This is a genomic window from Undibacterium sp. TJN25 (assembly GCF_049339885.1).
Lineage (GTDB): Bacteria > Pseudomonadota > Gammaproteobacteria > Burkholderiales > Burkholderiaceae_D > Undibacterium.
The window spans coordinates 22,517-49,225 of sequence record NZ_JBMPPM010000007.1 but is presented as its reverse complement, the minus strand read 5'-3'; the positions used below and the strand labels follow the sequence as shown (position 1 = coordinate 49,225).

At 60.4% G+C, this 26,709-nt stretch carries 22 protein-coding genes; 12 read left to right on the top strand and 10 right to left on the bottom strand.

Annotation, left to right across the window (positions count from 1 at the left end; translation table 11 throughout):
• Nucleotides 1-31: 31 nt before the first annotated feature.
• From ACO0LO_RS18165 to ACO0LO_RS18155, 3 genes are all read right to left on the bottom strand, one after another.
• Nucleotides 32-1,219, bottom strand: coding sequence for a hypothetical protein (locus ACO0LO_RS18165; protein WP_422966004.1), 1,188 nt, complete (start codon nucleotides 1,217-1,219; stop codon nucleotides 32-34).
• Between the two features lie 121 nt (nucleotides 1,220-1,340).
• The gene (locus tag ACO0LO_RS18160) at nucleotides 1,341-2,927 is read right to left on the bottom strand and encodes a sensor domain-containing diguanylate cyclase (RefSeq protein WP_422966002.1); all 1,587 of its coding nucleotides are present in this window, start codon (nucleotides 2,925-2,927) and stop codon (nucleotides 1,341-1,343) included.
• Nucleotides 2,928-3,126: 199 nt separating this feature from the next.
• Nucleotides 3,127-4,146, bottom strand: a complete 1,020-nt coding sequence (locus ACO0LO_RS18155) for a BMP family lipoprotein (RefSeq protein ID WP_422966000.1) — start codon at nucleotides 4,144-4,146, stop codon at nucleotides 3,127-3,129.
• Between the two features lie 270 nt (nucleotides 4,147-4,416).
• On the opposite strand from ACO0LO_RS18155, the gene ACO0LO_RS18150 reads away from it, so the two are divergent.
• The gene (locus ACO0LO_RS18150) at nucleotides 4,417-5,595 is read left to right on the top strand and encodes an alpha/beta fold hydrolase (RefSeq protein WP_422965998.1); all 1,179 of its coding nucleotides are present in this window, start codon (nucleotides 4,417-4,419) and stop codon (nucleotides 5,593-5,595) included.
• Nucleotides 5,596-5,598: 3 nt separating this feature from the next.
• Here the strand turns inward: ACO0LO_RS18150 and ACO0LO_RS18145 are convergent, their stop codons facing one another.
• The gene (locus ACO0LO_RS18145; RefSeq protein WP_422965996.1) at nucleotides 5,599-6,846 is read right to left on the bottom strand and encodes an NADH:flavin oxidoreductase/NADH oxidase family protein; all 1,248 of its coding nucleotides are present in this window, start codon (nucleotides 6,844-6,846) and stop codon (nucleotides 5,599-5,601) included.
• A 68-nt stretch (nucleotides 6,847-6,914) separates the two neighbouring features.
• Between ACO0LO_RS18145 and ACO0LO_RS18140 the strand changes: the two genes are divergently transcribed.
• Nucleotides 6,915-7,355, top strand: coding sequence for a MerR family transcriptional regulator (locus tag ACO0LO_RS18140; RefSeq protein ID WP_422965994.1), 441 nt, complete (start codon nucleotides 6,915-6,917; stop codon nucleotides 7,353-7,355).
• 75 nt (nucleotides 7,356-7,430) lie between these two features.
• On the opposite strand, the gene ACO0LO_RS18135 is transcribed toward ACO0LO_RS18140, so the two are convergent.
• From ACO0LO_RS18135 to ACO0LO_RS18125, 3 genes are all read right to left on the bottom strand, one after another.
• Complete coding sequence (locus ACO0LO_RS18135; protein WP_422965992.1) at nucleotides 7,431-7,733, bottom strand: hypothetical protein; 303 nt, start codon at nucleotides 7,731-7,733, stop codon at nucleotides 7,431-7,433.
• 299 nt (nucleotides 7,734-8,032) lie between these two features.
• The gene (locus ACO0LO_RS18130) at nucleotides 8,033-8,812 is read right to left on the bottom strand and encodes a molybdate ABC transporter substrate-binding protein (protein ID WP_422965990.1); all 780 of its coding nucleotides are present in this window, start codon (nucleotides 8,810-8,812) and stop codon (nucleotides 8,033-8,035) included.
• Nucleotide 8,813: 1 nt separating this feature from the next.
• Complete coding sequence (locus ACO0LO_RS18125) at nucleotides 8,814-9,854, bottom strand: fumarylacetoacetate hydrolase family protein (protein WP_422965988.1); 1,041 nt, start codon at nucleotides 9,852-9,854, stop codon at nucleotides 8,814-8,816.
• A gap of 390 nt (nucleotides 9,855-10,244) precedes the next feature.
• Here ACO0LO_RS18125 and ACO0LO_RS18120 point away from each other — a divergent pair, with 390 nt between their 5' ends.
• From ACO0LO_RS18120 to ACO0LO_RS18105, 4 genes are all read left to right on the top strand, one after another.
• Nucleotides 10,245-10,556 (top strand): BON domain-containing protein, encoded by a 312-nt coding sequence (locus ACO0LO_RS18120; protein ID WP_422965986.1) that lies wholly within the window; start codon nucleotides 10,245-10,247, stop codon nucleotides 10,554-10,556.
• Nucleotides 10,557-10,892: 336 nt separating this feature from the next.
• Nucleotides 10,893-12,164 (top strand): ectonucleotide pyrophosphatase/phosphodiesterase, encoded by a 1,272-nt coding sequence (locus ACO0LO_RS18115; protein WP_422965984.1) that lies wholly within the window; start codon nucleotides 10,893-10,895, stop codon nucleotides 12,162-12,164.
• 181 nt (nucleotides 12,165-12,345) lie between these two features.
• On the top strand, nucleotides 12,346-13,149 hold the full coding sequence (locus ACO0LO_RS18110; RefSeq protein ID WP_422965982.1) for a hypothetical protein: 804 nt from the start codon (nucleotides 12,346-12,348) through the stop codon (nucleotides 13,147-13,149).
• A 181-nt stretch (nucleotides 13,150-13,330) separates the two neighbouring features.
• The gene (locus tag ACO0LO_RS18105) at nucleotides 13,331-13,951 is read left to right on the top strand and encodes an MlaC/ttg2D family ABC transporter substrate-binding protein (RefSeq protein WP_422965980.1); all 621 of its coding nucleotides are present in this window, start codon (nucleotides 13,331-13,333) and stop codon (nucleotides 13,949-13,951) included.
• A gap of 251 nt (nucleotides 13,952-14,202) precedes the next feature.
• Here ACO0LO_RS18105 and ACO0LO_RS18100 read toward each other — a convergent pair whose 3' ends face one another.
• On the bottom strand, nucleotides 14,203-17,010 hold the full coding sequence (locus tag ACO0LO_RS18100; RefSeq protein WP_422965978.1) for a M16 family metallopeptidase: 2,808 nt from the start codon (nucleotides 17,008-17,010) through the stop codon (nucleotides 14,203-14,205).
• Between the two features lie 332 nt (nucleotides 17,011-17,342).
• Between ACO0LO_RS18100 and ACO0LO_RS18095 the strand changes: the two genes are divergently transcribed.
• The 6 genes from ACO0LO_RS18095 to ACO0LO_RS18070 all read left to right on the top strand — a co-directional run bounded on the left by ACO0LO_RS18095 (nucleotide 17,343) and on the right by ACO0LO_RS18070 (nucleotide 23,830).
• Nucleotides 17,343-18,509 carry a sensor histidine kinase gene (locus tag ACO0LO_RS18095; RefSeq protein WP_422965977.1) on the top strand — a complete coding sequence of 389 codons (1,167 nt, stop codon included), beginning with the start codon at nucleotides 17,343-17,345 and terminating at the stop codon, nucleotides 18,507-18,509.
• A 167-nt stretch (nucleotides 18,510-18,676) separates the two neighbouring features.
• Nucleotides 18,677-20,449 (top strand): S41 family peptidase, encoded by a 1,773-nt coding sequence (locus tag ACO0LO_RS18090; RefSeq protein ID WP_422965975.1) that lies wholly within the window; start codon nucleotides 18,677-18,679, stop codon nucleotides 20,447-20,449.
• Nucleotides 20,450-20,608: 159 nt separating this feature from the next.
• Nucleotides 20,609-21,028: a GntR family transcriptional regulator gene (locus ACO0LO_RS18085; RefSeq protein ID WP_422965973.1), complete on the top strand. Its 420-nt coding sequence runs from the start codon at nucleotides 20,609-20,611 to the stop codon at nucleotides 21,026-21,028.
• On the top strand, nucleotides 21,025-21,900 hold the full coding sequence (locus tag ACO0LO_RS18080; protein ID WP_422965971.1) for an ABC transporter ATP-binding protein: 876 nt from the start codon (nucleotides 21,025-21,027) through the stop codon (nucleotides 21,898-21,900). The genes ACO0LO_RS18085 and ACO0LO_RS18080 overlap by 4 nt, the downstream gene beginning before the upstream one ends.
• Complete coding sequence (locus tag ACO0LO_RS18075; protein WP_422965969.1) at nucleotides 21,897-23,318, top strand: hypothetical protein; 1,422 nt, start codon at nucleotides 21,897-21,899, stop codon at nucleotides 23,316-23,318. Before ACO0LO_RS18080 ends, ACO0LO_RS18075 begins: the two co-directional genes overlap by 4 nt.
• 20 nt (nucleotides 23,319-23,338) lie before the next feature.
• Nucleotides 23,339-23,830, top strand: a complete 492-nt coding sequence (locus tag ACO0LO_RS18070; protein WP_422965967.1) for a hypothetical protein — start codon at nucleotides 23,339-23,341, stop codon at nucleotides 23,828-23,830.
• A 285-nt stretch (nucleotides 23,831-24,115) separates the two neighbouring features.
• Here ACO0LO_RS18070 and ACO0LO_RS18065 read toward each other — a convergent pair whose 3' ends face one another.
• Both ACO0LO_RS18065 and ACO0LO_RS18060 read right to left on the bottom strand, forming a co-directional pair.
• Nucleotides 24,116-25,657, bottom strand: coding sequence for a class I adenylate-forming enzyme family protein (locus ACO0LO_RS18065; protein WP_422965965.1), 1,542 nt, complete (start codon nucleotides 25,655-25,657; stop codon nucleotides 24,116-24,118).
• Nucleotides 25,658-25,760: 103 nt separating this feature from the next.
• Nucleotides 25,761-26,543 carry a crotonase/enoyl-CoA hydratase family protein gene (locus ACO0LO_RS18060; protein ID WP_422965964.1) on the bottom strand — a complete coding sequence of 261 codons (783 nt, stop codon included), beginning with the start codon at nucleotides 26,541-26,543 and terminating at the stop codon, nucleotides 25,761-25,763.
• Nucleotides 26,544-26,709 lie beyond the last annotated feature (166 nt).

Genomic DNA, 26,709 nt, shown 5'->3' with positions numbered 1-26,709 from the left:
AATGCGGCATCAATGTGGTTTCTATGCCGGCTTAATGCACGGGGCCATCGGTAATATCGATATAGCCTGCATCTGCGGTGGCAGCCAGCAGACCCAGCAGTTTGCCGTTGCTGGATATACGCCAGACATGGCCTGCATAGGTGTTCTGGAAATAAGTGTCGCCGGGTTTGACGTCGGCATAGTGCCTGCGCTGGCCTTTGAAGTCCAGCCAGTCCACAGACACTTTGGAACGCAGGTGGTTGATAAAGACAATACTGCCGGGCTCATTAGAGACGGGCGGTGACGCCGCTATCCTGGGTTTTGCCGGCAGCCAAGCGAGCGCCTTGCCTTGGCCGGGTTGGGTGTTTGCGGCGGCAGGCCATGAGAACTGCCCGGCCTTGGCGGGATCGAAGCCGGCCAGGTGCGTGCGCTCGCCGGCGGCGCGCTGTGCCGGGCGGATATAGCGCCATTCGCCGTCACCGAAGGCTTCTTTCAGCAAAACGGCCACTTCCGGATCATACGCCTTCAGCTTGGCGCGGGTGTTGATGTCGTTATGCTCGCTGTCCGCCCCCCGGGCGCAATCAAACCAGGATTGCGCGACGGAAGCCCAGTATTCGGTGCGGTTGGTCATCGCGTAGGTGTGCTGCCACAGCCCCTTTGCCTTGGCATGTTCATACGCGGCGAGCAGGCGGCGGTCAAAGCTTGAGTCTATCGTCATCATGCCCATTTCGTAGACGGTGTGGGCAAATTCATGGATCAGGATATTTTCTTCAAAATACGGGTCGCCGGGCAGGTTCAACAGGTTTTCCTCGCCGGCGCTGGTGGCCGGGCGTGCTGGCGTGGCGCCCAGGCCGCGTGCGCGGCGGTCCCAGTAATCCCTGGGCGTCAGGTCGCTGTATTCGGGAATGTCAGTCGTCATCTCGCCCGGCGCCATGACCACGAAGCGCACGTTCTTTTGCGCAATCGCCTGCAGGATGTCGGGCCGCTGCCCGACCATCTTGTTAATCAGGTAGGCGGCTTCCGCCACGGCATAGTCCGATACCCTGGCTGAGGCAACCACCGGCAGGCCTCCCACATCCATGTATTTGACATACACCGGCGACAGTTGCAGCCTTGCCGCCAACTGCGCCGGCGGTGCGCCGACAGTCTGAGCATGCAATGCGGAGGCAGCCATCGCCACAGAGGAAAAAGCCAAAGCGGCAAACAGGCGAATCGGACGAAAACGGCGGAGCTGCATCATGGGGGAAGGGGAAAAAGCGCAAATGGAAAGCGCCTATGCTGCCATGAAGGAATTGGCAAAGCAATAATTTATTTCGGCGATCTTGTAACCGCCTGCTACATGAAAAGGCGGATGGGCAGGCTCACCCCTGCCTTGGCAAATCCGCATAGCTGCACACCCTGTCGCGACCGGCGTGCTTGGCTGCATAAAGCGCCTTGTCGGCGGATTCGATCAGCTCCAGCGGCAGGTTGTCGCCGCGCAGCGGCACGATGGCGTGTACGCCGGCGCTGATGGTGACGACGCCGGCTTCATTGTCGCTGTGCGGCAGCCCCAGGCTGCGGATGGCGGCGCGGATGCGGTCGGCGACGACCAGCGCGCCCTGCACATCGGTGCCGGGCAGCAGCACGCACATTTCTTCGCCGCCGTAACGGGCTGTCAGGTCGCCTGCGCGGTAGGGGCCGGCCTTGATGACGGCGCCAATCTGCCGCAGGCATTCGTCACCGGCGGCATGGCCGTAGGCGTCGTTGTATTTTTTGAAGTTATCGACATCGATCATGACCAGTGCGAGCGCGCTGGCGTTGCGCATCGCGCGGTTGAATTCTTCGCCGAGCGCCATGTCGAAATGGCGACGGTTCGCCAGGCCGGTGAGGCTGTCTTGCAGGGACAGCCTTTCCAGCGTCTGGTTCAGTGCCTGCAGCGCATCCCTGGCCTTGAGGATTTCCTCTTCCGCCTCCAGGCGACGGCGTATCTGGCCCACCAGGTAAAAGCCTATCGAACCCAGCACCAGCAGCAGCACGCCGACGCCGGCGGAATGCAGATAGGTGTCCGCGCGCCAGTCGGTGAGGATTTCTTCTTCCGATAAGGCCGCTGATACGAACAGCGGATATTTACTGAGGTGCAGGAAACTGTTCTGCCGGTTAACGCCATCCTGCGCGGACTCGATTGTGTAAGAGCCGCCGGCTTGTTGCCTGGTGTGCCTGAACAGCGGCGTGTTCAGCAGGCTCTTGCCGCGCGAATCGGCCAGCAGCGGGCGGCGTGTCAGCAGGATGCCCTGGTCCGAGCCCAGCACGATGGCGCCCGCCTTGCCGATGTTGAAGCTGTCGTAGAAGGTGTTGAAATAGTCGATGCCGATGGTGGCCAGCGCCACGCCGGCAAAGCTGCCGTCTGCATGGTTGATGCGACGCGACAGCGTCAGTATCCATTGCCCGCTGGAGCGGCTGCGCAGCGGCTCTCCGATGAAGGGTAGCGTGCTTGCATGCGTGCGGTGGTAAATGAAATAGTCGCGGTCGGCATTGTTGGCGTTGGCCGGCGTGGCGGCTTGGGAATGCACGATCCATTCGCCGTTTTCGCCATAGATGAACAGGCCGGCCAGCTGCGGCAGCTCGGCCACCCTCAGCGCCATCAGCTTGTGCAGCCGCGCGACGGCGGCAGGACCGGTGCCGTCTGCCTGCACCCGTTCCACCAGCCCGAGGAGGCTGGTATCGGCGCCCTTGATGGTGTCGTCCGCATGCTGTGCGATGGAGCGCGCCATGTTGGCCGTCGCGATCTGTGCTTCCGCCAGCTGGTTTTTGCGCGCGGCCCAGCTGCGCCAGCCGTCGATAAATGCCAGCGATGCACATACCAGCACGACAAAGAACACCGCCAGCAGCGTGATGGGTGCGCTGCGCGTGTCAGGCCTGTTGTGCGTTGTAGAATCTGTCGACCGCTTCAATATGCCTTGTGGGCTCATGGGGTGTCAGGAAGTAGGGTGTGCATCCGGATGCTGCCTGGGAAAGCGGCATTGCTCGACATCTAGCAAGTCGATGTCGATTATATAAGAATTATCGGTGAATGTTGCAGACAAGCGATGTTGCTTTGCGGAATAGCGGTGCGGCAATGGGACTGAGCTTGTCAGCCCAATTGCCGCGTGGGTCCTCTTACACTCCCTTTTACACCGGGCAGCTGTTGCCCGCCCGGTAATCCACCACCTTGATTTTTCCGGAGATGATGTCCTGCTTCGCCGCATTGATGCGCTTCTCGGCGGCGTCTGAAACCAGTGTGCGGTTGTCCTTGTCCAGGGCCCAGTCCACGCCGCCTTCTTTCAGGCCCATGCTGGTGGTGCCGGCCTGGAAGTGGCCGTTTTTCAATTCGGTGAAGCTGGTATAGACGGCGTTATCGACACGCTTCAGCATCGATGTCAGCATCGTGCCCGGGTACAGGTAATTCTGGTTGGAGTTGACGCCGATGGCGAGCTTGTTTTTTTCCTTGGCAGTTTGCAGGATGCCCAGGCCGGTGCCGCCGGCAGCGCCGAAGACGACGTCCACGCCGCGGTCGAACTGCGAGCGCGCGAGTTCACCGCCCCTGGCCGGATCATTCCACGCGGCGGACGTATTGCCCACCATGTTCTGCGTCAGTTCCACTTTGGCGTCCACTGCCTTGGCTCCTTGCGCATAGCCGCAGCCGAAGGCGCGTATCATCGGGATATCCATGCCGCCGATGAAGCCTATCTTTTTGGATTTGGTCGCCAGCGCAGCCGCCACGCCGGCCAGATAGGAACCTTCCTCTTCCTTGAACAGCACCGACTTGACATTGGGGCCGGTGGCGATGCCGTCTATCAGCACGAATTTCACTTTGGGAAATTCAGCGGCTACCGTCTGTACGGCCTGCGCCTGCGCAAAGCTGATGACCGCGATCATATCCACATTCTTGCGCGCCAGGCTGCGCAGCACCTGCTCGCTTTGCGTCGTGCTATTGACCTGCGCTTCCAGCACCGGCACCTTGGTTTCTTTTTTAAAGCGTTCCACGCCGTCGGAGGCAGACTGGCTGAATGACCTGTCGAACTTGCTGCCGTCATAGACTATCGCCAGCTTGAGGTCGGCAGCGCTCGCGCTTGCTGCTGTGATGGCGCTTGCTGCCGCGGTTGCGGTCAATACGCTTGCCAGACTGATGCCGATATTCCTTAATTTCATTGCCGGTTCTTTCCTGTGGAGGGTGGATGTGCTGCCCAAAACCATGAAGCAAATACGTGAAGCAGGCGCGAATAATTATTCAGAGTGCCACGAAAGTTTAAGCAAGGCAATCACATTTACAAGCGTTTGGAATGCAGGCTTCTGCCTGCTGCATTGCAGTGCGCGCCTGGTGAAATGCTGTCCTGATTGGTGCGGCGATTGTTAAAAAAGCGACATTCCTGTGCAGCGCAATATGCCTATACTGCATCTATAAAAAAGAGGAGACACCACATGGACATGACAGGCGGGCGCCTGGAAGCGCAGCTTCCGGCGGGCATACGTTCACGCTTCGTGAACAACCATAACGGGCTGGACATGCATGTGCTGGAAGCCGGGTTTGAAGGCGGCGGCGGGTTTGAAACTGGCGGGCGTCCCGTGCTGCTGTTGCTGCACGGTTTTCCGGAGCTGGCCTATAGCTGGCGCAAGATCATGCTGCCGCTGGCCGCGGCCGGCTACCATGTGGTGGCGCCGGATCAGCGGGGGTATGGCCGCACTACCGGCTGGGACGGCAGCTATGACGGCGACCTCGCTTCTTTCCGCATGCAGAATCTGGTTACCGACATTGTCGGCCTGGTGTCGGCGCTCGGCATTCATGCCGTTGCTGCTGTCGTGGGGCATGATTTTGGTTCGCCGGTGGCCGGTTATTGCGCGCTGATGCGGCCGGACATGTTTCCGGCGGTGGCCTTGCTGAGTGCGCCCTTCGGTAGTGTGCCGTCTTTCCCTTTCGATACCGCCGGCCAGCCTGCGCGGGGGCCGAAGCAGGCCGTTGCCGGCATCCATGAAGAGCTGGCAGCGCTGACGCCGCCGCGCAAGCACTATCAAGGGTATTACTCCACCCGCGCGGCAGAAGGCGACATGCTAGATTGCCCGCAAGGGCTGCATGATTTTTTGCGGGCCTATTACCACGTCAAGAGTGCAGACTTTAAGGACAAGCCGCCGTCCCCGCTGGCTGCGTGGAATGCAGAAGAACTCGGCAAGCTGCCCACTTACTACGTGATGGAAAAAGACAAGACCATGCCGGAAACCGTCGCACCGGACATGCCTTCCGCAGATGCGATCGCAGCGTGCAAGTGGCTGGGCGACGAAGAACTGCGGGTCTATTGCGATGAATACGCAAGAACAGGTTTCCAGGGCGCGCTGCAATGGTACCGCTGCCTGACGGAAGCGGCGCTGATGGCAGAGCTGCGGCTGTTTTCCGGCCGCACGCTGGATGTACCTTCGTGCTTTATCGCCGGCGCCAGCGATTGGGGCATCCATCAGAAGCCGGGAGAATTCAAGGCCATGCAGCAATCCATGTGCACGCGTTTGCTGGGCTGCCATCTGGTCGAAGGCGCAGGGCATTGGGTGCAGCAGGAGCAGCCGGAACAGGTAAGCCGGCTGCTGCTGGAATTTTTGCAGGCCTGCGCCTAAGGTTTATGCCGCAGAAGATGCCCGCTGTTGCAGCCACGCGCGGTAGCGGCGTGTCAGCTGCTTGCTGCGCAACTGGTCGATGATCAGCGTGAACACCGTGGAGTAGTGATGTAATGTGCCGGCCCCCGCGCCCAGCGCGCGCAGCCGGCGTTTGACCAGGGCCATCCTCGCCAGCGCGGCCAGCGTCTTGTCCTTCCATGTTACCGGCTGCGCCTGTGCGGTGCTGTCGGTGCCGGCCTGCCACTGGCGCGGCAAATCCGGCGCCAGCGCCAGTGCGGTGGCAATGCCGGCCACCGCCACGCCGCTGCCCACCACTTCTTCCGCCACGGCGCGGCGGCTGATGCCGCCCGTGGTCATCAGCGGCATGCGCGCCACCTTTGCCAAGTCCCGCGCAAACTCCAGGAAGTAGGCTTCCCTTGCCAGTGTGCGGCCGTCGGCGGTGTCGCCTTGCATGGCCGGGCTTTCATAGCTGCCGCCGGACAGTTCCACCAGATCCACCGGCAGTTCGTTGAGCAGTTGGATCACCTGCCGGGCATCGTCTTCCGAGAAGCCGCCGCGCTGGAAATCGGCAGAGTTCAGTTTCACGGCTACGCAAAAGGTGGGCGCCACCCGTGCCCGCACGGCGCTTACGATGTCCAGCAGCAGGCGCGCGCGATTGGCCAGGCTGCCGCCCCAGCCATCATCGCGGCGGTTGGTCAGCGGCGACAGGAATTGCGATACCAGGTAGCCGTGCGCCGCATGAATCTCGACACCGGTGAAGCCGGCCTGTTCGGCGGCCTGTGCGGTATCGGCGAAACGGCGTATGGTTTCCTGGATGTCGGCTTCGCTCATGGGCTGCGGCTGGCTGAACAGCTTGCTGTGCTTGCCCATGTCCAGCGCCACGGCGGAAGGCGCCCAGGCATTGCCGCCCATTGCCGCTTGCACCTGCCGGCCGGGGTGGTTGATCTGCATCCACGCCTGCGCGCCGTTCTTGCGCGCTACCCGCGCCCATTCCGTGAAAGGGCTCAGCGGCGTGCCCGCTTCCAGCACCACGCCGCCCGGCCCGGTCAGTGCGCGGCCGTCCACCATCACATTGCCGGTGATGATGAGCCCGGCGCCGCCTTCAGCCCAAGCCTGGTACAGCCGGTACAGCGCAGCGCCCGGCAGCTGTCCCGGCTCCGACATATTCTCTTCCATGGCCGCCTTGGCAATGCGGTTGGGCAGACTGCTGCCATTGGGCAGGGATAGGGGGGTGAACAGGGGAGAAGTCATGGCCGCCATCGTCGAATGAATGGAAAGTGCCTATACTACGTTTAAAGTCAACTTGAAGGTCAAGCACGATGAAAATTGGTGAGCTGGCAACAAAAGCGGCCATCGCCCCCTCGGCGATCCGCTTCTACGAGCAAAGCGGACTGTTGCCGCCCGCGACGCGCGGCGCCAACGGCTACCGCGTCTATTCCGAGGCGGCGCTGGAAAGGCTGCGCGTGATCCAGCTGGCGCAAAACCTCGGCTTCCCGCTGGATGCGATACGCAGTTTGTTTGCCATCAGGGACCAGGGTTTTCCAAAAGAAGACGTCCTCGTCAAGCTCGACGGCCGCCTGAAGGAGATTGACCAAGCCATCGCCCTGCTGCGTACCCAGCGCGAAGACCTGCGCAGCCTGCGCACCACGCTGCGTGAAAGCTGGGATGCAGGGGCATGCCTCAGCGCGGATAACCTGGCGCAGGGTATGGGCAAGAAGCTGGATTCTGCGCCTCGCGGAAAACGAGAGAAGGTGCGTTGAGGGGAGAGTCTGCTATGGATAAAAGCTGACCAGGGCTTATTGGGCTTAGATGGGCTCAGACGGGCTCAGATGGACTTACTCGCCGCCCCTCACCTTGCCGAAGTGCAGAGACAGGTACACGCCCAGCGCGAGCGCACCGGCCAGCACAAGCAGAAAATCCGCGCTGAACGAGACCTTGACCGGGAAAGACGCCAGCAGGCATAAGCCGGCAAGGGTATTGAAAAACCCCCACAGCACATTGATAAAAGGCGATGAATTTCCTACGCCGCGCGGCGTCGCAAACGGCGTGGGGAAGGGCAGGCCCTGCAAGCCCGCCGCCAAGTGAGGGATGCAGTTACAGAGGAAGGCGCCGGCAAAGAAGTTGGCGAGATAATGCATGGTGGTTCCTTGTGGAGATGAGGAGATGAGGATATTTTAGCGCTGTGATCGCCGTAGGATGTGTTAGCGGAGCGTAACGCACCTCTGGCATCGATTTGCGGGTGGAATGAATGTAGCCTGGGTGGAGCCTAGCGCAACCTGGGTCATGCCTCGTGGAGCGCCTTTCGGCTCTCGACCGTCGAGTGCGTTTTTATGTGTGTCGGTATCTGTTCAATATTCGGGTTTGCTCCCGGATTTCGCTTCGCTGCATCCAGGCTACTTTTCTCTTTTTTGGGGGCGTTGAATGCCGTACGCTGAACTCAAGGAACCTGAAACCCCTTCGCCACAAAAATCCTGCGCACCTCGGCGCTGCGCAGATAGGTAAAAAACGCAGTCGCCTCCGCCACACTTTTTGCATTGGCCGACAGTGCGATTGCATACACGGTGGTCTTGCCGAAAGGTGCGGGCAGCGGACCGACCAGCCTTATGCCTTTTACCGGCAGGATCTCGGTAATCTGCTGCACACCGATCTCTACCTCGCCGCGCGCCACCGGTTCCAGCGCATAGCCGCCGTCGGCGAGCACGGTCCTGGCTTTTAATGCATCGGCAATGCCCATTTGCTGCACTACGCCGGCGAAATGTTTGCCGCTGGTGCCTTTGTCGGGCGCGACGTAGGTGATGGAGCGGGCGGCGAGCAGGGTCTGCTTCAGCTTGTCCGGTGTGGAAATGTCCGGGATGGGGGCGCCTTCCCGCACGGCCAGACCCACGGCAACTGTACCCAGTGCGAAGCTGCTGCCTGGCATGGCCCAGCCTTTTTGCTCGGCCTGCGCCATCTGTTCGGCAGACAGCACAATCGCATCCTGCTGCGCGCCTTGCTCCAGCCCGCGCATCAGCGTGCCCACCGGCACATAGTCCACCGCCACATGCTGGCCGGTGGATTTCTCATAATTGGCGGCCGCTTCGGCCAGCGCAGCCTTGACCGCGCCGGCGCTGTAGACCGTCAGCCCGGCGGCATGGCTGGCGCCCGCCGCCAGTGTGGCAGACACCAGCAGCGCGCCCGCCAGGCGCGCCGCCATGCGGATGGCAGGTGCGCGCCCCATGCTATGCCAGCCTGAACTTGAGCTGTCCCAGCTTTTCTATCGTGCTGGTGATCTCGTCGCCGGCCTTCAGCCAGACTTGTTGTTCCTTCGGCTTGCCGGCAATCACGCCCTGCGGCGTGCCGGTAAAGATGATGTCGCCCGGTTCCAGCGTCCAGTGTTTGGAGATATAGGACACCATCTGCTGGGTATTGAAGATGAAGTCGCCGGTAGTCCATGACTGGCGCACTTCGCCGTTGACATGGGTTTCTATCTTCAGCTTGTTGGGGTCGCCCACGCGGTCGGCGGAGACGAAGTAGGGGCCGATGGGGGCGAAGTTGTCCAGGGTTTTGCCTATCATCCATTGGCCGGACGGCGTTTCCAGCTGCAGGTCGCGCGCGGAGAAATCGTTGGAGGTGCAATAGCCGGCCACATAGTTCAGCGCATCCGCTTCCGACACATTGCGGGCGGCCTTGCCGATGACGATCAGCAGTTCGGTCTCATAGTCGAACTTGTAGGCGACATCCTTGGGCGGCAGCGTGATGGTGCACTGATGCGCGGCCAGCGAATTATTGTATTTGTTAAACAGCGGCGGTACGCGCGGTTCCTGCATGCCCACTTCCTTGGCGTGCTGCCGGTAGTTCAGCCCCACGCAGACGATCTTGCCGGGATGGGTAAACAGCCGGCCATACGTGATCTTGGATTCATCCAGCCACGCAGCCTTAGCTTTGGGGGCGCTGGCGGCGGCAACCAGCTTGGTCAGGCCGGCGGCGTTGCCTTCCCTCAGCAGCTCTTCCATGGTCAGCGGTGCGGCAATGCCCAGCAGTTGCGACGCGGCGCGTACATCCAGCAGGCCGGCATCGGTTTTTACGGCGAGGGTTTCGCTGCCGTCCTTGTTGGCAATGGCGGCCAGCGTGAGGTTGCGCGGCATTTCGTGCGGGCCCTTGAACTTGCCGGAGGCGTGCATCTCTTTGGCAGATGCGTCGCCGGCGACGCCGATTGCGGTAACAGCAGTTGCTGCGGCCCCGGCGCCGGTAGAAGCCAGGAATTCACGTCGTGTAGTCATGGTGCGTCCTTTTTTATTAAAAAGCGTTGCAAAAATTGTCCATGGATCAGCCAACGCCTTTGTCTCCGTTTTTTTATATAGAGCAGTTTCGCGACGTGTGCCAGCGGCTATTATGTGCTAACTGGAGAGAAGCTGCTTTGCGCGCTGCAAAGCCTGCGGCGTGGTGTTCCACAGGCCCAGTTTTGCGGTTTGCGCCACTGTTCGCGCAGGCAGATTTGACTACAGCCGCAATGAGCGATACAGTCAATGCGCGGCAGGTCTTGCCCATGGCGCCGGCTGCGTGTCTGGTGAACCTGCTGCTACAGCACCGGCACAACAATAACGATCCAGTCTTTCTGCTTTCCTTGCTCTGTCGAAATTGTCTTTCACTGACCCATAAGGAGTATCGCCATGAAATTATCCAAACTGTTCGCTTCCTTCTTTTTTGCACTGACCCTGGCCACGCTGTTCGGCTGCGCCCCCACGCCGACGCGCGAAGGCACCGGCGAATATATCGACGACACCGCCATCACCACCAAGGTAAAAGCGGCCATCCTCGGCGACTCCATGCTGAAGGCGACGGAGATCAATGTGGAAACCTTCAAAGGCGTGGTCCAGCTGAGCGGCTTCGTGACTTCCGAAGCGGCGATCAAGCATGCGGTGGAAGTAGCGCAGGGCGTCAAGGGCGTGAAGTCGGTCAAAAACGATATGCGGCTGAAGTAATCAATGGCCAGTAGTGAGCTTCCACCTGGGCCGATATCGCATCGGCCCAGGCTTCAAAATCTCCCCCTTTTTTTTCACGCCTGAACGGCTGCCGCTTTCTCTCCCGCCCTAAAAAATCGTATTTCCCTAACCGATTATTGTGTCGCCCTGATGACCCGCAGGCAGGTAATCTCCGCTATACGAAATGCTACATATTGCCAATAGACAATCCCATTTTCTTTGCGTAAGCTGACGCGGTTTTTGCCTGCACAGCACGTAGAAGGCTGCGGACGATGCAGCCAGCTGCCGGCCTTTGCCGATGATGTGCCACCACATTCCACCTTCATAGGATTCACCGTGAACAGCCTTACCTTTTCAAGCCGCCTGCGCCTGGTCGCGCGCATGCTCGTTGCAGTCCCTGTTGCCGTCGCCGTTTCCAGCTTGCTTGCCAGTTGCGCGCAGCCTGTCAGGCAAGACCAGGGCTATGCGCCGGTGATCCTCATTTCCATCGACGGCTTTCGCCCCGATTACCTGAACCGCGGCGTCACGCCCAACCTGAATGCACTGGCGGCGACCGGCGCGCTGGCGGAAGCGATGCGGCCTTCCTTCCCGTCCATCACCTTCCCCAACCATTACACGCTGGTGACAGGCCTGCGGCCGGATCACCACGGCATCGTCGGCAACACCATGGAAGATCCCAGGATACAGCCCAATGGCCGCTTCAAGCTCAGCGACCATGGCGCGGTGGCAGACCGCCGCTGGTGGGATGAGGCCGAGCCTGTCTGGGTGACGGCGGAAAAGCAGGGCGTGCGCACCGGCACCATGTTCTGGCCCGGCTCGGAAGCCGATATCCAGGGCGTGCGTCCCGCAAAGTGGCTGCCGTTTGACGGCAAGCTGCCGCCCGTGGCGAGAGTGGATACCCTGCTGGGCTGGCTAGATGGCGCCACCGCGCCCGCATCGCCATTCGGTTTCATGACGCTGTATTTTGATGATGTGGACCATGCGGGACACGAGTTCGGCCCGGATGCATCGCAAACCACGGAGGCCGCCGCGCACGTGGATGCCGCCATCGGCAGGCTGCTGAATGGCCTCAAGGCGCGCAATGTCAACGCCAATATTGTTGTCGTGTCGGATCACGGTATGGCCGCCATCAGCAAGCAGCGCGTCGTGCGCCTGGACAAGCTGGCCCCGGAAGACAGTTTCCGCACGATTACCAGCGGCACCTATGCCGGCATAGAAGCGACGCCCGGCCAGGAGGCCGCGCTCGCAGCCGCCCTGCTGGCGCCGCACGAGCACATGCAGTGCTGGCGCAAAGGCGATATCCCTGCACGTTTTGTGTTCGGCCATAATGCCCGCGTCTCCAGCTTCCTGTGCCTGGCCGAAGTCGGCTGGATGATCGTACCGGACCAAAAAGGCGAGGAGCGCACGAACGAGGGTGGCGCACACGGCTACGACAATGCCGCGCCGGAAATGGGCGCATTGTTCCTGGCCTCCGGCCCGGCCTTCAGGCATGTGACGCTGAACTCCTTCGACAACGTGGACGTCTATCCGCTGCTGATGTCGCTGATCGGCGTGAAACCACTGCCAAATGACGGCAATGTTGCGCCGTTGCTGCCGGCGCTGAAATAAGCCGCGGCATTTGCACGCCCGCACCTGGGGGCCATGGCAGTGGAGTAGCGCTGTCATGGCCCCTGGTCTTTCCGGCCTTTGTCATGAGCACTAAATGGCCACTACAGTGACCATCTGAAGGCGAGTTTGACAAGGGGTAAAAATTACCTCACATTAGCGTTTTCCTCCACGCTCACTGTTCATGACCTTGTTCCCTTTGCGCTTGCCCGGTATCGTCGCCATCAGTCTCGTTGCAGCGGGTTGTTCCACGCTGCCGTCGCGGCAGGTGCCGCTGAGCTCCGATGCCTTGTCAAAGCTGAAGCGCGTGGCGGTGGTCTCCGTGCTTGCCAGATCGTTCACGCAGCAGTATGTGGGGATGACGGCATTTGGAAATGAAACCGAAGAGATCAATATTGCGAGCTGGAAGATAGACGAGCAATATGAAAAGCAGTTCAGCCAAGAGCTGCAGCAGCGCTACCGGCTCAATGTGGTGCACGCTGCCTACGCCGCCAGCGCGTTCGAACCCGCCAACGAGATCTTGAGTTCCTGGTCCAGCAGCGGCAATCCGGGTCCGAACTGGGCTGCCGCAGAACCGGCTGTGCGCAAATACTGCAAGGCCTCCGCACTGGATGCGCTGCTGCTGGTGGCCAAGGATAAATCCACCGATTTCCTCGGCAGGACAAACCAGGAAATGACCGGCGCCGGCATTTACACCAGAGGCACGCCTTTCCTGAAAATCGCCGCGATGCACGTCATTGCCAAGGTAGCGCTGATCGATTGCGCCACCGCGAAACCGCTGGCAGTACGCTCGCTGGCGGTCTCCGAAGACGGCACAAAAAATGCCCGCCCCGACTCACGGCCCGTATTGCAGATCGATTATGAAGAAGCCCGTATCCCTATATCCGACTGGACCTTCAAGCGGAAGCAAAAGGTCAGGGCCGATCTTTCCACTTTGCCGAACAAGGCGATTACAGAGACTTTGAGGACGATATTTGTGCCGGCTTGACTTGGCATGCGCTTGTCAGTGCAGTCCCGTGTCCGGCTATCGTCCATCCGGCCAAATGTAAAGAAACCGGCCAGCGTGTAACGAATGGTGAACTTGACATCGCTGGCGGTAATACTATGATACTGTGGCGTCACTGCCTTCGGGCTGCGCCCTTCAACTTCGCTTATAAGTGAGACCCCCTATGAATATGCTGAATAAATTTCTCGCGCTGGTGCTCACGCTGACCGCTACCGGCTTCATTAATATTGCCGCCGCGCAGGAAGCGCCGGATGCACTGATCAAGCGCATCAGCACCGATGTGCTGGATACGGCCAAGGCGGATAAGGAAATCCAGGCCGGCGACAAGAAAAAAATCCTGGCGCTAGTGCAGCAAAAAATCCTGCCTTTTGTCGATTTCCAGCGCATGACTTCGCTGGCCGCCGGCCCGGCCTGGCGCGATACGACACCTGAGCAGCAGACGCAGCTGATCCAGGAATTCCGCAGCCTGCTGGTGTACACCTATTCTGGCGTCATCTCGCAGGTGAAAGACCAGAAGATCACCTTTGCACCGTTCAAGGGTGATGCCGCGGCGACGGACGGCGTGGAAGTGCGCTCACAGGTCGTGCAGCCGCGCGGCGATGTGATCCGCCTCAACTACCGCATGGAAAAAGTGGACGGTAACTGGAAAATCTACGATATCAGCATCCTCGGTGCGTGGCTGGTGGAAACCTACAAAGGCACGTTTGAGAGCGAAATCGCCAAGGGCGGCGTCAACGGCCTGATCAAGACGCTGGCAGACAAGAACAAGGCATTGGCGGGGTAGTATTTGCTGTGTGATTGTGATTGTGTGATTGTGTGATGTATCGGTAGCCCGGATGGAGCGTAGCGTAATCCGGGATGTGTACCAAATAGCCTGTGGAGCATTCCCGGATTGCGCTGCGCTTCATCCAGGCTACGGGGGTTACGATATGCAAGGTGTTATTGGATGCGCCTGCAAATGAAGTTGCTGTGCAGTTCCAAACAAAAATCCCCGCCTGATCGCTCAGGCGGGGATTTTTTATGGCGCTTACGGCATTACTTCACCGGGGTGCCGTCGGCGTCTATCTTGCGGACTTCGCCCAGGTTCAGTTCGCGGATGCCTGCTTCCACCTTGCTCATATCGCCTACCACGACCCAGATCAGCTGCTTGGGCAGGATGCTGCGTTTGGCCAGGGCGTTGGCCTGGTCGGGCGTCAGCGCCATCACGGTTTGCGTGTACGTGTTGTAGTAGTCTTCCGGCAGTTTGTATTGCAGGATCTTGGCGTAGGCGCTGCTGAGCTGGGCGGCGGTTTCAAACGATCCCGGCAGGCCCAGGGTTTCGTTGGTTTGCGCGTCTTTCAGCTCTTCCGCGGTGATGGGCGTGGCGCCGGTGATGCCGGCATATTCCTTCACCAGTTCCTGCAGCGCTTCCTTGGTCTTGTCGGTTTGCACCGGCGACCAGCTCAGGTAAGGGCGCTGGCCCACGGCTGGGTAGATGGCGGAATAGACGCCGTAAGACCAGTGCTTGTCTTCACGCAGGTTCATATTGATGCGGGCGCTGAAGGCGCCGCCGAAGACGTCGTTGACGGTTTCCAGTTGCACGGCATCCGGCGCATTGCGCGGCGGGGCCAGCTGTGCGCCGGCGATGACGCTTTGCAGCGCACCCGGCCTGTCCAGCAGGTAGACCACGGTTTTTTCAGGCTGCTTGACTTCCGCGATGTTTTTCTTGAGTACGTCGCCCGCTTTCCAGCCGGCGAAGGCTTTTTCCAGCAAGGGCTTGATCTCGGCCAGTGTGGTGTCGCCCACGATCAGCAGCGTGGCGTTATTCGGCTTAAACCAGGTGCCGTGGTAGCTGACCAGGTCGCTGCGCGTCATTTTAGTGACCGCCGCTTCGGTGCCGCTGCCGCTCAAGGGCAATGCATAGGCGTGGCCCTTGCCGTACAGCAGTTCAGGAATCACGCGCGACGCCATCGCCTGCGGCGTGGTTTTTTCGCGCTGGATGGCGGCCAGCCTGTCTTTTTTCAGGCGCTCAAAATCCTTTTCAGGGAAGGCCGGGTGCAGCAGCAGGTCTGCGTAGATGTCCAGCCCTTTGGGCATCGTCGCTTTCAGCACGTTCAGGTTGACCTGGGCACTGTCGAGGTTGGTGGAGGCCGAGAAGGTGGCGCCCAATGCTTCCAGTTCTTCGCTGATCTTCAGCGAGCTGCGGGTCGGTGTGCCTTCTTCCAGCATGCGGGAAGACAGGCTGGCAACGCCGGGAAGCGCGCTGGAATCGGATGCATAGCCGCTATCGACGATCATCGTGAAATTAACCAGCGGCGCCGCGTGGCGTTCGGCCAGCACCACCTTCAGGCCGTTGGACAGCGTGGTTTTTTGCATGGGCGGCAGCTTCAGCGATTCCGGCTGGCCCAGCGCGGGCTCCTTGCTGCGGTCCAGCTTCGCTGTCGTGGCGAGGTTGGTCGGGTAGGGCAGCACGGACAGCACGTAGTCGCCATCGTTCAGCCATTCATTCGCGGCTTTCTTGATGCTGGCCGGCGTTGCTTCCTTGATGCGCTTCAGGTAGGTCTTGTAGCACTCGGGGTTGCCGGTATAAGTGATGCAGCTGGCAAGCAGGTCGCTCTTGCCGCCGAAGCCGCCTATGCGTTCGACAATGCGCACGTATTCCGCCAGGATGGTGGTCTTGGCGAGTTGCAGCTCCTGTTCGCTGATGCCATTCTTCAGCAGTTTTTGCAGCTCTTCGGCGGCGGCTGTTTCTACCTTATTGAGGTCGCCGTCGGGGCGCGCCGTCAGCGTCAGCCGGAACTGGCCGCCGATCTCATTGGTGTAATTGCTGGCATTGACGCTGGTGGCGGTCTGGTCCTGGTACACCAGGCGCTTGTACAGGCGGGAAGTCTTGCCGCCGCCCAGTATTTGCGCGGCCAGGTCCAGCAGCGCTTCTTCCGGGGTGCCGACGCCGGGCACGTTCCATACGCGATACAGACGCGCCTGCGGCACGCGGTCCTGTACGGTGCCGCGGTGGGTGCCGGTGCGCTTGGCGATCCAGGCTTCATGCTTGGCCAGCGGCGGACCGGCCGGGATGTCGCCGTAGTATTTTTCCACCTTCTGGCGCGCGACCTCCGGCGTGATGTCGCCGGCCAGCACCAAGGTCACATTGTTGGGGCCGTAATTGGTCTTGAACCAGTCCTGCACGTCCTCCATTGATGCTGCGTCCAGATCCTTCATGGAGCCGATCACGGTCCACGAATAGGGGTGGCCGGCCGGGTAGGTGTTTTCAGTCAATAGCTGCCGCGTGACGCCGTAGGGCTGGTTCTCGCCCTGGCGTTTCTCGTTTTGCACGACGCCGCGCTGCAGGTCCAGCTTCTTCTGGTCCAGCACGCCCAGCAGGTGGCCCATGCGGTCGCTCTCGGCAAACAGGGCGTAGTCCAGCATCGACGTGGGCACGTTCTCGAAATAATTGGTGCGGTCGTTATTAGTGGTGCCGTTCAGGTCGGTCGCGCCTATGCGCTCCATCGCATTGATGTAGCCATGGTTGAAGTTGTCGCTGCCGCTGAACATCAGGTGCTCAAACAGATGCGCAAAGCCGGTCTTGCCCAGCTTCTCGTTCTTGGAACCGACGTGGTACCAGGTGTTGACGGCCACGATGGGCGCTTTGTGGTCTTCATGCACCAGCAGCGTCAAGCCGTTTTTCAGCACGAACTTGGTGTACGGGATGTCCGGGATGGCGATATCCATTTTGGCAGAGGCCTTGGCCGTTGCGGTAATCGCCGGCTTTTCTGCGGCGGGGGCGGGCTGTTGCGCAAACGCACCTGCGGACATTAGGGCAAGCGATGCAGCCAGCGCTGCATGACGCTGGGTAAACATGGGCATACTTTTCTCCAAAAAACGATGGATAGTGAAAATGGATCAACAGGGCCTGCCAGGGCAGCAAGCAAACTTGCCGGTGGCATTGCACGTGTTGATTATCATAATATCAATTGGCGCAGAAGAAAATACAAACTGTTTTCAGCGCCTAAATGAGACAAATGGGACAAAGTGCGACTGAACAACGCATTTATTTCTCTTGGGAAAATCCCATCGGCATTCTCGTATTTCAACATCGGTTTCGATAAAATCCTGTGGTACTTTACAGGTCCGGCAACGTATCGCCATCATCACCATCAGTTCTGCATGGCGGAATTGAAGCACATCCAAGGAACAAGATGAATCTGGCAATCGCTGCCGATATTTCGGCGGTGCAGGCAATCGGCGCAGTGCCTACCATCCTGCAGGCGCTGTCGGACATGACCGGTCTTGGCTTCACCGCCGTGGCCCGCGTCACCAAGGATTCATGGACCACCTGCGCCGTACTGGACAAGCTCAATTTCGGCCTGAAGGTCGGCGATGGGCTGGATGTCACGACCACGCTGTGCGAAGAAGTGCGCGATAGCGGCGCCGCCATCATCATCGACCATGTCAGTGCCAGTGTGAAATACCACGATCACCACACGCCGCGCATCTATGGCTTCCAGAGTTATTTTTCGATTCCGCTGTTCCGCCCGTCGGGCGAGTATTTCGGCACGCTGTGCGGGCTGGACCCCAAGCCGGCGGATCTCAGCAACCAGGCCACGGTCGCCACGATGACGCTGTTTGCGCAGTTGATTTCGCTGCAGCTGGAAGACGAGAAAAAGCTTGAGGAAACCCATGCGGCGCTGCTCGGCGAGCGCGAAACGGCGGAGCTGCGCGAGCAGTTCATCGCGGTGCTGGGCCACGACCTGCGCACGCCGCTGGCATCCATCATCAGCGGCACCGACATCCTGCTGTTCCGTCCGCCGGATGAAAAATCCGTCGCCATCATAGAACGCATACGCCGCAGCGCCTACCGCATTTCCACACTGGTGGACGATGTGCTGGACTTCACCCGCGGCCGCATGGGCGGCGGCATCTCGCTGGACATGCGGCATGAAAGCAACTTGGCCGCCGGCTTGCAACAGGTGGTGGAGGAGGTCCGCAGTGCTTTCCCCGGCAGGGAAATCCGCGCCGACATCGCCATTGCCGACACCGTGCTGTGCGACGTGGCTAGGCTGGGCCAACTGCTGTCCAACCTGCTCAACAATGCCCTGGTCCACGGCGCGTCCGACCAGCCGGTGCGGGTGGTTGCCAGGGGCAGCGGCGGCCGGCTGGAAATAGCCGTCACCAACCACGGCCCTGCCATTCCGCAGGAAATCATTGCCCAGCTGTTCAAACCCTACTGGCGCGGAGCCGCCAAGGCGCCGCAAGACGGCCTAGGTCTGGGCCTGTTCATCGTCGCCGAAATAGCACGTTCGCACAGGGCCAAGTTGGACGTGGTATCCACCGAGCAGGCTACGTCGTTCATCTTCACGCTGTAATCTTTACGTCGTAGCGGACCGGGTCGGCAGCTTGCCGGCGCGTGCGCTATGGACAAAAACAGTTTCCTTTCGTACACTTCCTGCGTTGCCTGACAGGCAATGTTACTTTGTTTTGTGCCCGGCATCTTCCGGGCTGTGCATGGATGGCAGGTTAGGGGAACGTGTTGATGAAAATGAGTCAGGGTAGGGTGTTTCTGGTCTGGGCATTGCTGTCGGTCGGCAGCACCGTTTTTTCAGTCGCGTCTGCCGCCGACGATATCAGCGGCAAGATCGAAGAGGCCAACAAGCAGGTTTTTGCAGCGCGCCAGCAGGTCAGCCAGTTGAGGAATGCCGCCGCAAAGCTGGCTAAGGATACGCCCGGCAAGGACGGCGCCGCCGCCGCAACCGGGCGATATGCAGAGGGCATCAGCGCCCTGCAAGCGGCAGATATCGGCAACTTGTCCGTCAACGTCTATACCCTGGAGTCGAAACTGGGCGACCTGCGGCTGGAATCCGCCATCCTCGATGCGCGCGAAGGAAATGCAGGCCCGGCTCTGGACACGCTGGAATCCTTTTCCAGCCGGGCGATGATTTCCGGCCTGGACACCATGTTGAAGAGCAATTTTGATTCCTTGAAGGGCGAGCCGCGTTACCAGCAGTTTTTGAAGCAGCAAGCGATGCCGGCAAGCATGGGTAATAAGTCGGTGATCGGCAGCGCTTACCAGGAAAAGCTCAGCGTGGCGGAGCGCGTGGCGGGCTTGTCTTTGTTCTGGGCCGAGGCCAGACGCAGCTTCGTCCATTTCAGCCACGTGCCGGATCTGGACTGGGACAAGGTCTACATGGATTTCCTGCCCCAGGTCTTGGCGGCGCAAACCACGCGCGAATACTATGACGTCATGCTGCGGCTGGCGCCTTTGCTGCAGGACGGCCACACTAATATCTATCCTCCCGAAAAGCTCAGCGACATCTATTATTCACGGCCTGCACTGCGCACGAGTCTGATCGGCGGTACGGTGCTCATCACGGACGTGTACAACCGTTCCCTCGCCGGCCGCGTGCATGCCGGCGATGAAATCACCAGCATTGACGGCATGCCTGTGCATGACTATGCGCAACAGCGGGTAGCACCGCTGGCCAGCAGTTCCACGCCGCAGGACAAGGAGGTGCGCATGTACTCTTACCAGTTGCTGTTGGGAGAGAAAAATACGGATATCCGGCTGGGCCTGCGAGACGCCCAGGGCAAGGACAGGGTGGAAACGGTGCAGCGCGGCCAGGTGCGCGATATCTTGTACCCGCCGCAATTTGAGTTCAGGATGCTGCCGGGGGATATCGCCTATATGGTGCTGGGCAACTTTGAGGATAAAAACGGTCCCAGGGAGTTTGAAAAAGTCTTTCCGCAGATACTGCAAGCCAAGGGTCTGATACTGGATGTGCGCGCCAATGGCGGCGGCTCCAGCAATCTGGGCTACGACATACTGAGCTTCCTTAGCAAAAAAGGCATACCCGTTTCCCTCAGCCTTGAGCGGCAGGAAAGCAATACCCAGCGCGCAAAGGGGACAGACCTGATGCTGTTGAGGCCGCAGCTGAACGCTTTTTCTACCCCCTATGTAGTGGCGCATCCTAAAGTGTACGATGGGCCGGTCGCGGTGCTGGCCGGGCCGAAAACCTTTTCAGCCGCGGAAGACTTTCTCGTGTCCTTTGATACGATGAAACGCGGCATCATTGTCGGCACGCCCACCGGCGGCAGCACCGGCCAGCCCCTGACGTTGAAACTGCCCGGCGGCGGCACCGCCCGCATCTGCGTCAAGCATGACTATTATCCAGATGGCCGTGAGTTTGTCGGCAAGGGGATAGCGCCGGATATCAGCGCAGCGCAGACGGTGGAAGACCAGCGCGCGGGCCGCGATGCCGTGCTGGAACAGGCGGTGGCGGCGATACAGGCAGGCAAAGCCGTTCACTGATTTTATGCGGCCCCGGCACGGAGCCGCTGCATTGCCTTCCTCTTGCTGTCTTCTGCATTCCATTTTCCTTTCCCAAAAAATAAAACAGCCAACAGCTTGACCGCGCGTATTTAATGTATTACTGTATTAATCAACTAATACAGTAGGCAAGAAGCTGCAATGAATCAACATCCGCCCGACCTGTTTTCCATTTCCACCGGCTCCGCCGAACCGATCTACCGCCAGCTGGTGGAGCAGGTGCGGCGGCTGGCGGCCGGCGGCCAGCTGGCGGCAGGGGATTCCCTGCCTTCGGTGCGCGATGTGGCGCAGCAGCTGGCCTTGAACCCGATGACGGTATCCAAGGCCTACAGCATGCTGGAAGCCGAGGGCGTACTGCAGCGCAATCGCGGCTTGGGCATGCTGGTGGCGGAAAGGCGTAAAGCCGGCGGCACCGGGGGGGAAGGCAGCGGCGACATGGCGGAACGCATCCGCTTGCTGCAACCCACGCTGGAGCGCGCGGCGGCGGAAGCCCGGCAGCTGGAACTGGATCCAAAAACGGCACTGGCCTTATTTAAAAAAATCCTGGAGGACAAGCAATGACCGCAAACATCGTGCAAATGACAGGCATCAGCAAACGGTACGCATCGCAGCAGGTGCTGCGCGGCCTGGACTGGAATATCGGCGCCGGCAAGGTCGTGGGCCTGCTGGGGCGCAACGGGGCCGGCAAATCGACACTGCTGGAATGCATGCTGGGCCTGCGCGAAACCGAAGGCGGCAGCATTACGCTGCTGGGCGAACCGGCAACGCAGCTGAGCGATGCTGCCCGCGCGCGCATCGGCTATGTGCCGCAAAAGCCGGAGCTGTTTGAATGGCTGACGCCGCCGCAGATGCTGGAGTATTTCAAGGCCATGTATCCGCGCTGGAACACCGCCAAGGTAGATGCCTTACTGCAGCGCTGGGGCTTTACGCCTGCGATGCTGGGCAGGGCGATAGGCCAGATGTCCGTCGGCGAAAAGCAGCGCTTGTCCATCATCCGCGCGCTAGCGCATGACCCGGAGATTCTGGTGCTGGATGAGCCGGTGTCCAGCCTGGACCCGGCGGGGCGGCGCGATTTTTTGCGCGAACTGGTCAGCGGCGTCATAGAGCGCGACACCACGGTCATTTTTTCCACGCACATCCTGTCCGACCTGGAACGCATTGCCATGGACGTGGCTTTCCTCAAAGATGGCAAGATAGGCTTGCAGGCGCCGCTGGACGAATTGCTGGAAAACGCGCGCCGCATCACCGGCCCCGCAGAAAATTTCCACGCGCTGAAACTGCATGGCGAAATCTCGCGCGGCACCGATGCGGCAGGCAACATCAGCATCATCGCCCAGACCGATGTGCAAGACCTTGCCAGCCTGCATGCGCAGTCGGCGCTGCGGGTGGAGGCCATAGGCCTGGAAGACCTGTTCGTCGAGGTGACGCAATGAATGCCTACTGGCAGATACTGATGCAGCCGGTGCGGGAACGGCGCAATATGGGAACCTTGTGGCTGAGCTGGCTGCTGCTGGCGTTTGCGGTAATGTCCGGCACGCTTTTCTATTTCCTTTCAGCCTCGCCGAATGCCGCCTATTTCGCGGTAAGCGTTTTCCTGATGATGCTGACCATCATGTGGGGATGGCTGTTGCTGAAAAGCGTGGTTGCCCAGAATACGCCAGCTAATGCCGTTCTTGCTCCCGGCCTGCGCAAGCGCCTGATGCGGACCATACTGTTGCCGTGGCTTGCTTTGCCGCTGATGATCGCCGTTACATTGTCATGGACCAAGCTGCCTTTTGATTTGACGTTTTTATTGGCGCTGCTGGGCATGCTGCTGGTGAGCCTTGCTACGCGCTTCAGATGGATGAACTTTCTGCCGCTGGCCTGGGTGGTTTCGCACGCCATGCTGGAAAAATTACTGCCTTCCCCGGGCGAGCTCCTGGCGGTGATGGGGCATGCGTCTGCCGTTGCGCTCGGGGTAAGCGTGGACATTGTGCTTGGCGCGATCGCCCTGCGTATGCTTTTCCCTGCCGGCGGCGACCGCCACTGGCAATGGCATGGCGAAATGGCGCGCACTGCGCAGGCATTAAAAAACGGCAAGCTTTCCAGTCAGGCCAGACAGTCGAACCGCATCGGCAAGCTATATAGCCTGGGGTACCATTCGTCGCTGCAGCGTGATTGCAGCAACGGCGCGCCCGCCGGCCGGCTGATCCTGTATGTGTTCGGCGTGGAATGCCACTGGAGCGGGCTGCTGTTCACTCCCTGCATTTTTCTGTTGTGCGCCGTTGGACTCAAGCTGTGGGGCGGCCTGGGGCAGGGCAATGGCTACACACCGCTCATCGTCTGCCTGGTGCTGCTGTACATGATGCTGCCGGTGATGATGTTTGTCGGTTCGCTGTATTACTCCATGCGCAGGACAACGGCAGAGCAGGCGCTGCTCAGGCTGGCACCCGCGATGCCACAAGGGCAGGCGCTGAACCGGCTATTGGGCGCGGCATTGCTGAAAAGGCTGCTGCTGGCGTGGGCCGTCAGCGCGCTAAGCGGCGTGCTGGCCCTGCTGGCCGCCAGCATTGATTTTGAATATGTCGTGTTCAGCCTGGGTGGCGCCTTTGCATCGCTGCTGGTGGCGGGTTTTGTGCTGGCGGATTTTTCCGCGCTGAGCGAATCCCGCGCTGCACTCGCCAGGATAGTGACGATTGCCGTGCCCATGCTGCTGACCGGCGTTTTCTTCGGCGTTCGGGTATTCTGGTTTGCCTTGCCGATTCCGGTATTTGGCGGAGTCTGCGTGGCGGTATCCGCGCTGGTGATAGGCCTGCGCTGGAAAGGCATGGTGCGCGCACCGGCGGCGTTTCCTGCGGGGCGGTTTTCCTGAGCCGGATGAAGGTGATTGCCATGGATATTATTGCGATTAAAAAATCGAGGACCGATAAGCACGATACGCTGCGTTTCGTCCGCGCCGACGGCTCATCGGAAGAAACGCAGATGCCCAGGCAGGGAATTTTGCCGCATGACCTGGTGCACTACGTCGTCGAATCTGCATTGCCGCTTGCGCACGGCTTTCTGAGCCTTGTCGCCCGCGGCGCCGGCGCAAAGTTTGTAATGCAAGAAGTGCATACCCCCGGCAACGCTGCAATAGAGCAGCAAGCCGCGCAGACCGAAGCGATTGTCGAAGCCTTGCAGGCGCAGTTGTGGGCCGGCTATTTTGACAGGCAAGCTTTTATCGAAGGCGCCGCCACAGCCTGCGACGCGCGCGACCAGCCGGCCTATGACTTTAAGGATGCCGATGTAGAGGTCTTGCTGTACCAGCCCGCGATCCGGCTTGCAGAAACATGGGCGGGCGTAGCCTACCATGACTCGATGAGCTTGCCGTTCAAGGCGGGGTAAGATATCAAGAGGGGCATGCAGTAGGGTGTGTTAGCGCAGCGTAACGCACCGCACCGAACCGCACCGCACCGAATCGCACCGAACCGCACCGCACCGAACCGCACCGAACCGCACGGGTTCATGGTGATCCTTGTCGGCATTGCTGAAAAATTGTCCACTATCCATGAGGACTCATTCAATACTGGTGGATCATTTGGTGCGTTACGCTTTCGCTAACGCACCCTACGAGTTTGGGATAGTTTGGATAGTTTGGGATAATCGGCTTGGATGGCAGCTTGTTGACACTTACTCCTTCAACCTGTCTCTCAACTGCTTGCGGTTGATCTTGCCCACCGCAGTTTTGGGGATGTCGGAAGAAAAAATCACGTGCCGGGGTTTCTTGTACGAGGCCAGGCGTTCCGCCACCCAGTCTGTCAATTCTTCCGTGCCGGCGGACACGCCTTCGCGCAGCACCACTACCGCAGTCACCGCTTCCACCCATTTGTCGTCGGCCGTGCCGACCACGGCGCATTCCCTGATAGCGGGATGCAGGCAAAGCGCGTCTTCTACTTCTCTTGGATAGACGTTGTAGCCGCCGGTAATGATCATGTCGGAGGTGCGGTCCTTGATATGCAGGTAGCCGCGACTGTCCAGTACGCCGATGTCGCGCGTGTGCACCCATCCCTGTTTGAAAGTATCCGCATTCAGTTCTGCGGCATTGTAATAGCCCGCCACCGCAGAAGGCGCGCGCACGACGATTTCGCCGGGCGTGCCGGGCGACACCTGCTCGCCGGCTTCATCCAGCAGGCGCAGTTCCACATCCAGCGCGGGCCGACCGCAGGCGCCGAGCAGTTCTTCTGTATGGTCTTCCGGGCGCAGTACGGCAATGCAGAGCGGCACTTCGGTCTGGCCGTAGTATTGCCAGAAGCGGTGCTGGCCCCAGTGCTGCATGGCCCTGTTGATGACGGCGCGCGGCATCGGCGATGCACCATAGATCACCTGGCGCAATGCAGACACATCGGTTTCGGCAAAGCCGGGCGTATCCAGCAGCATTTGCAGCATGGTCGGCACCAGGTTGATGGCGGTGACGCGGTGCGCGGTCAGCGCCTGCAGGTACGCTTTGGGTTCAAACGCCGGCAAAATCACGGTCTTGCCGCCGCGCAGCCAGAACGGCAGCACAAATACGCCGCTGGCATGCACCAGCGAAGCCGCGTGCAGCATCACGTCCTCCTGCGTCACGGCCATCAGGTTCAGCAACACATTGCGGCAGATGCCGGCGTACGACGCCTGCGTATGCTGCGCAGCTTTCAGCGTGCCGGTGGTGCCGGAGGTATAGAGGGTGATGACGACATCGTCCGGCTGCACCTGGATATCCGGTGCGCCGGCGGGCTGTTGGGCGGCCAGCTGCAACAGGTCCTTGCCGTTGCCGGTGCTGGCGCCCAGGCCGTGGCATTGCAGCGCGGGCAGGGCGGCCTGCAATGCGGCGGCGCGTTCTGTCAGGTCGGCGCCGAATACCAGCATCGTGCACCCTATGTCGCCCAGCATGCGTTGATGCTCTTCCAACGACAGGCGGGCATTCAGCGGAACGCGGTTGATGCCGGCCTTTACGCAGGCAAAGTCGATGGGCACGCTGTACAGGCCGTTGTTGACCAGCAGCGCCACCCGCGTGCCGCGCGCCGCGCCCAGTGTGCCGAAGGCATGCGCCAGCTGGCTGCTGAGTCTGTCCACCTGCGTGTAGCTGAGGGTCTGGTCGCCGAAGACTATGGCTGTCCTGTCGTGATTGCCGTCGCTGTTTTCACCATAGGCAAGCGCGCCCTGGCGTATCAAATCCAGATAAGTGGGTCCCATTGCTGTCTCCGCCAAATGTTGCGTTATTGTTTATATTTTTTGTCGAGTTGCCGGCTCACTTGCCAGTTTGATTGCCAGTCCGGCTGACCGTTCAGTTGCCAGCTTAGCTGCCGAAAACCCCGTGCCGCCCGGCGCCGCCGACAAAGCGCGCAGCACCGGCTATGCCTTCTTCAGCGACGATGCGCGCGCCGTGCGTGCCTTCCTGCCGCAGCGCTTCCGCCAGCGGCAGATCCCATTGGCGGTAGGCGGATTCTCGGTCCGTCAGCACGCATTGCTGGGGGAAGGCGGCAATCTGGCGCGCCAGCAGTTCCGCCGCCGCGCGCGCGCCTCCCTTGGGCACGACGCGGTTCACCAGGCCCATGCCCAGCGCCTCGGCGGCATCCACCGGACGCCCTGTCAGGATCAGGTCCATTGCGCGGCCCATGCCGACGATGCGCGGCAGGCGTATGGTGCCGCCGTCTATCAGCGGCACGCCCCAGCGACGGCAGAAAACGCCCAATATGGCGTCTTCCTCGGCCACGCGCATGTCGGCCAGCAGCGCCAGTTCCAGCCCGCCCGCCACGGCATGGCCGCTGATGGCCGCGATCAGCGGCTTTTTCAGCGCCATGCGGGTAGGGCCCATCGGCCCCATGCCGCTGCCGTCGGGCTCCACTTCATTGGCGCGGGCGGGGTCGCCCACGGCGCCCAGGTCGGCGCCAGCGCAGAAAGTGCCGCCCGCGCCGCACAGCACACCTACCTGCAGGCTGTCATCAGACTCCAGCTGCAGGAAGGCGCGGCGCAATTCAGCGGCGACCTGGCGGTCCACCGCATTGCGCTTTTCCGGTCGGTTGATGACGATAGTATATACCGGCCCATCGGTATGACATTCAACAAACTGCATTTCCATGCGTGCTCCTTGAGGTTTTCATGCGCTCTTATCGGCGATGTTTGAATTAATATTACATTAATTATTAATAATGGACAATGCATGTAATATTTTTGGAGAGGCCGGCATCACATTCATGTTGAAATTTGCCGCCCTTGCAGGCATGCTGGCGGCATCGACTATAGGA

What these genes read in the sequence shown, in the direction of transcription:
- ACO0LO_RS18165 (WP_422966004.1), bottom strand. Translation starts at nt 1,219, where the DNA reads ATGATGCAGCTCCGCCGTTTTCGTCCGATTCGCCTGTTTGCCGCTTTG.
- ACO0LO_RS18160 (WP_422966002.1), bottom strand. Translation starts at nt 2,927, where the DNA reads ATGAGCCCACAAGGCATATTGAAGCGGTCGACAGATTCTACAACGCAC.
- ACO0LO_RS18155 (WP_422966000.1), bottom strand. Translation starts at nt 4,146, where the DNA reads ATGAAATTAAGGAATATCGGCATCAGTCTGGCAAGCGTATTGACCGCA.
- ACO0LO_RS18150 (WP_422965998.1), top strand. Translation starts at nt 4,417, where the DNA reads ATGGACATGACAGGCGGGCGCCTGGAAGCGCAGCTTCCGGCGGGCATA.
- ACO0LO_RS18145 (WP_422965996.1), bottom strand. Translation starts at nt 6,846, where the DNA reads ATGACTTCTCCCCTGTTCACCCCCCTATCCCTGCCCAATGGCAGCAGT.
- ACO0LO_RS18140 (WP_422965994.1), top strand. Translation starts at nt 6,915, where the DNA reads ATGAAAATTGGTGAGCTGGCAACAAAAGCGGCCATCGCCCCCTCGGCG.
- ACO0LO_RS18135 (WP_422965992.1), bottom strand. Translation starts at nt 7,733, where the DNA reads ATGCATTATCTCGCCAACTTCTTTGCCGGCGCCTTCCTCTGTAACTGC.
- ACO0LO_RS18130 (WP_422965990.1), bottom strand. Translation starts at nt 8,812, where the DNA reads ATGGGGCGCGCACCTGCCATCCGCATGGCGGCGCGCCTGGCGGGCGCG.
- ACO0LO_RS18125 (WP_422965988.1), bottom strand. Translation starts at nt 9,854, where the DNA reads ATGACTACACGACGTGAATTCCTGGCTTCTACCGGCGCCGGGGCCGCA.
- ACO0LO_RS18120 (WP_422965986.1), top strand. Translation starts at nt 10,245, where the DNA reads ATGAAATTATCCAAACTGTTCGCTTCCTTCTTTTTTGCACTGACCCTG.
- ACO0LO_RS18110 (WP_422965982.1), top strand. Translation starts at nt 12,346, where the DNA reads ATGACCTTGTTCCCTTTGCGCTTGCCCGGTATCGTCGCCATCAGTCTC.
- ACO0LO_RS18105 (WP_422965980.1), top strand. Translation starts at nt 13,331, where the DNA reads ATGAATATGCTGAATAAATTTCTCGCGCTGGTGCTCACGCTGACCGCT.
- ACO0LO_RS18100 (WP_422965978.1), bottom strand. Translation starts at nt 17,010, where the DNA reads ATGCCCATGTTTACCCAGCGTCATGCAGCGCTGGCTGCATCGCTTGCC.
- ACO0LO_RS18095 (WP_422965977.1), top strand. Translation starts at nt 17,343, where the DNA reads ATGAATCTGGCAATCGCTGCCGATATTTCGGCGGTGCAGGCAATCGGC.
- ACO0LO_RS18090 (WP_422965975.1), top strand. Translation starts at nt 18,677, where the DNA reads ATGAAAATGAGTCAGGGTAGGGTGTTTCTGGTCTGGGCATTGCTGTCG.
- ACO0LO_RS18085 (WP_422965973.1), top strand. Translation starts at nt 20,609, where the DNA reads ATGAATCAACATCCGCCCGACCTGTTTTCCATTTCCACCGGCTCCGCC.
- ACO0LO_RS18080 (WP_422965971.1), top strand. Translation starts at nt 21,025, where the DNA reads ATGACCGCAAACATCGTGCAAATGACAGGCATCAGCAAACGGTACGCA.
- ACO0LO_RS18075 (WP_422965969.1), top strand. Translation starts at nt 21,897, where the DNA reads ATGAATGCCTACTGGCAGATACTGATGCAGCCGGTGCGGGAACGGCGC.
- ACO0LO_RS18070 (WP_422965967.1), top strand. Translation starts at nt 23,339, where the DNA reads ATGGATATTATTGCGATTAAAAAATCGAGGACCGATAAGCACGATACG.
- ACO0LO_RS18065 (WP_422965965.1), bottom strand. Translation starts at nt 25,657, where the DNA reads ATGGGACCCACTTATCTGGATTTGATACGCCAGGGCGCGCTTGCCTAT.
- ACO0LO_RS18060 (WP_422965964.1), bottom strand. Translation starts at nt 26,543, where the DNA reads ATGGAAATGCAGTTTGTTGAATGTCATACCGATGGGCCGGTATATACT.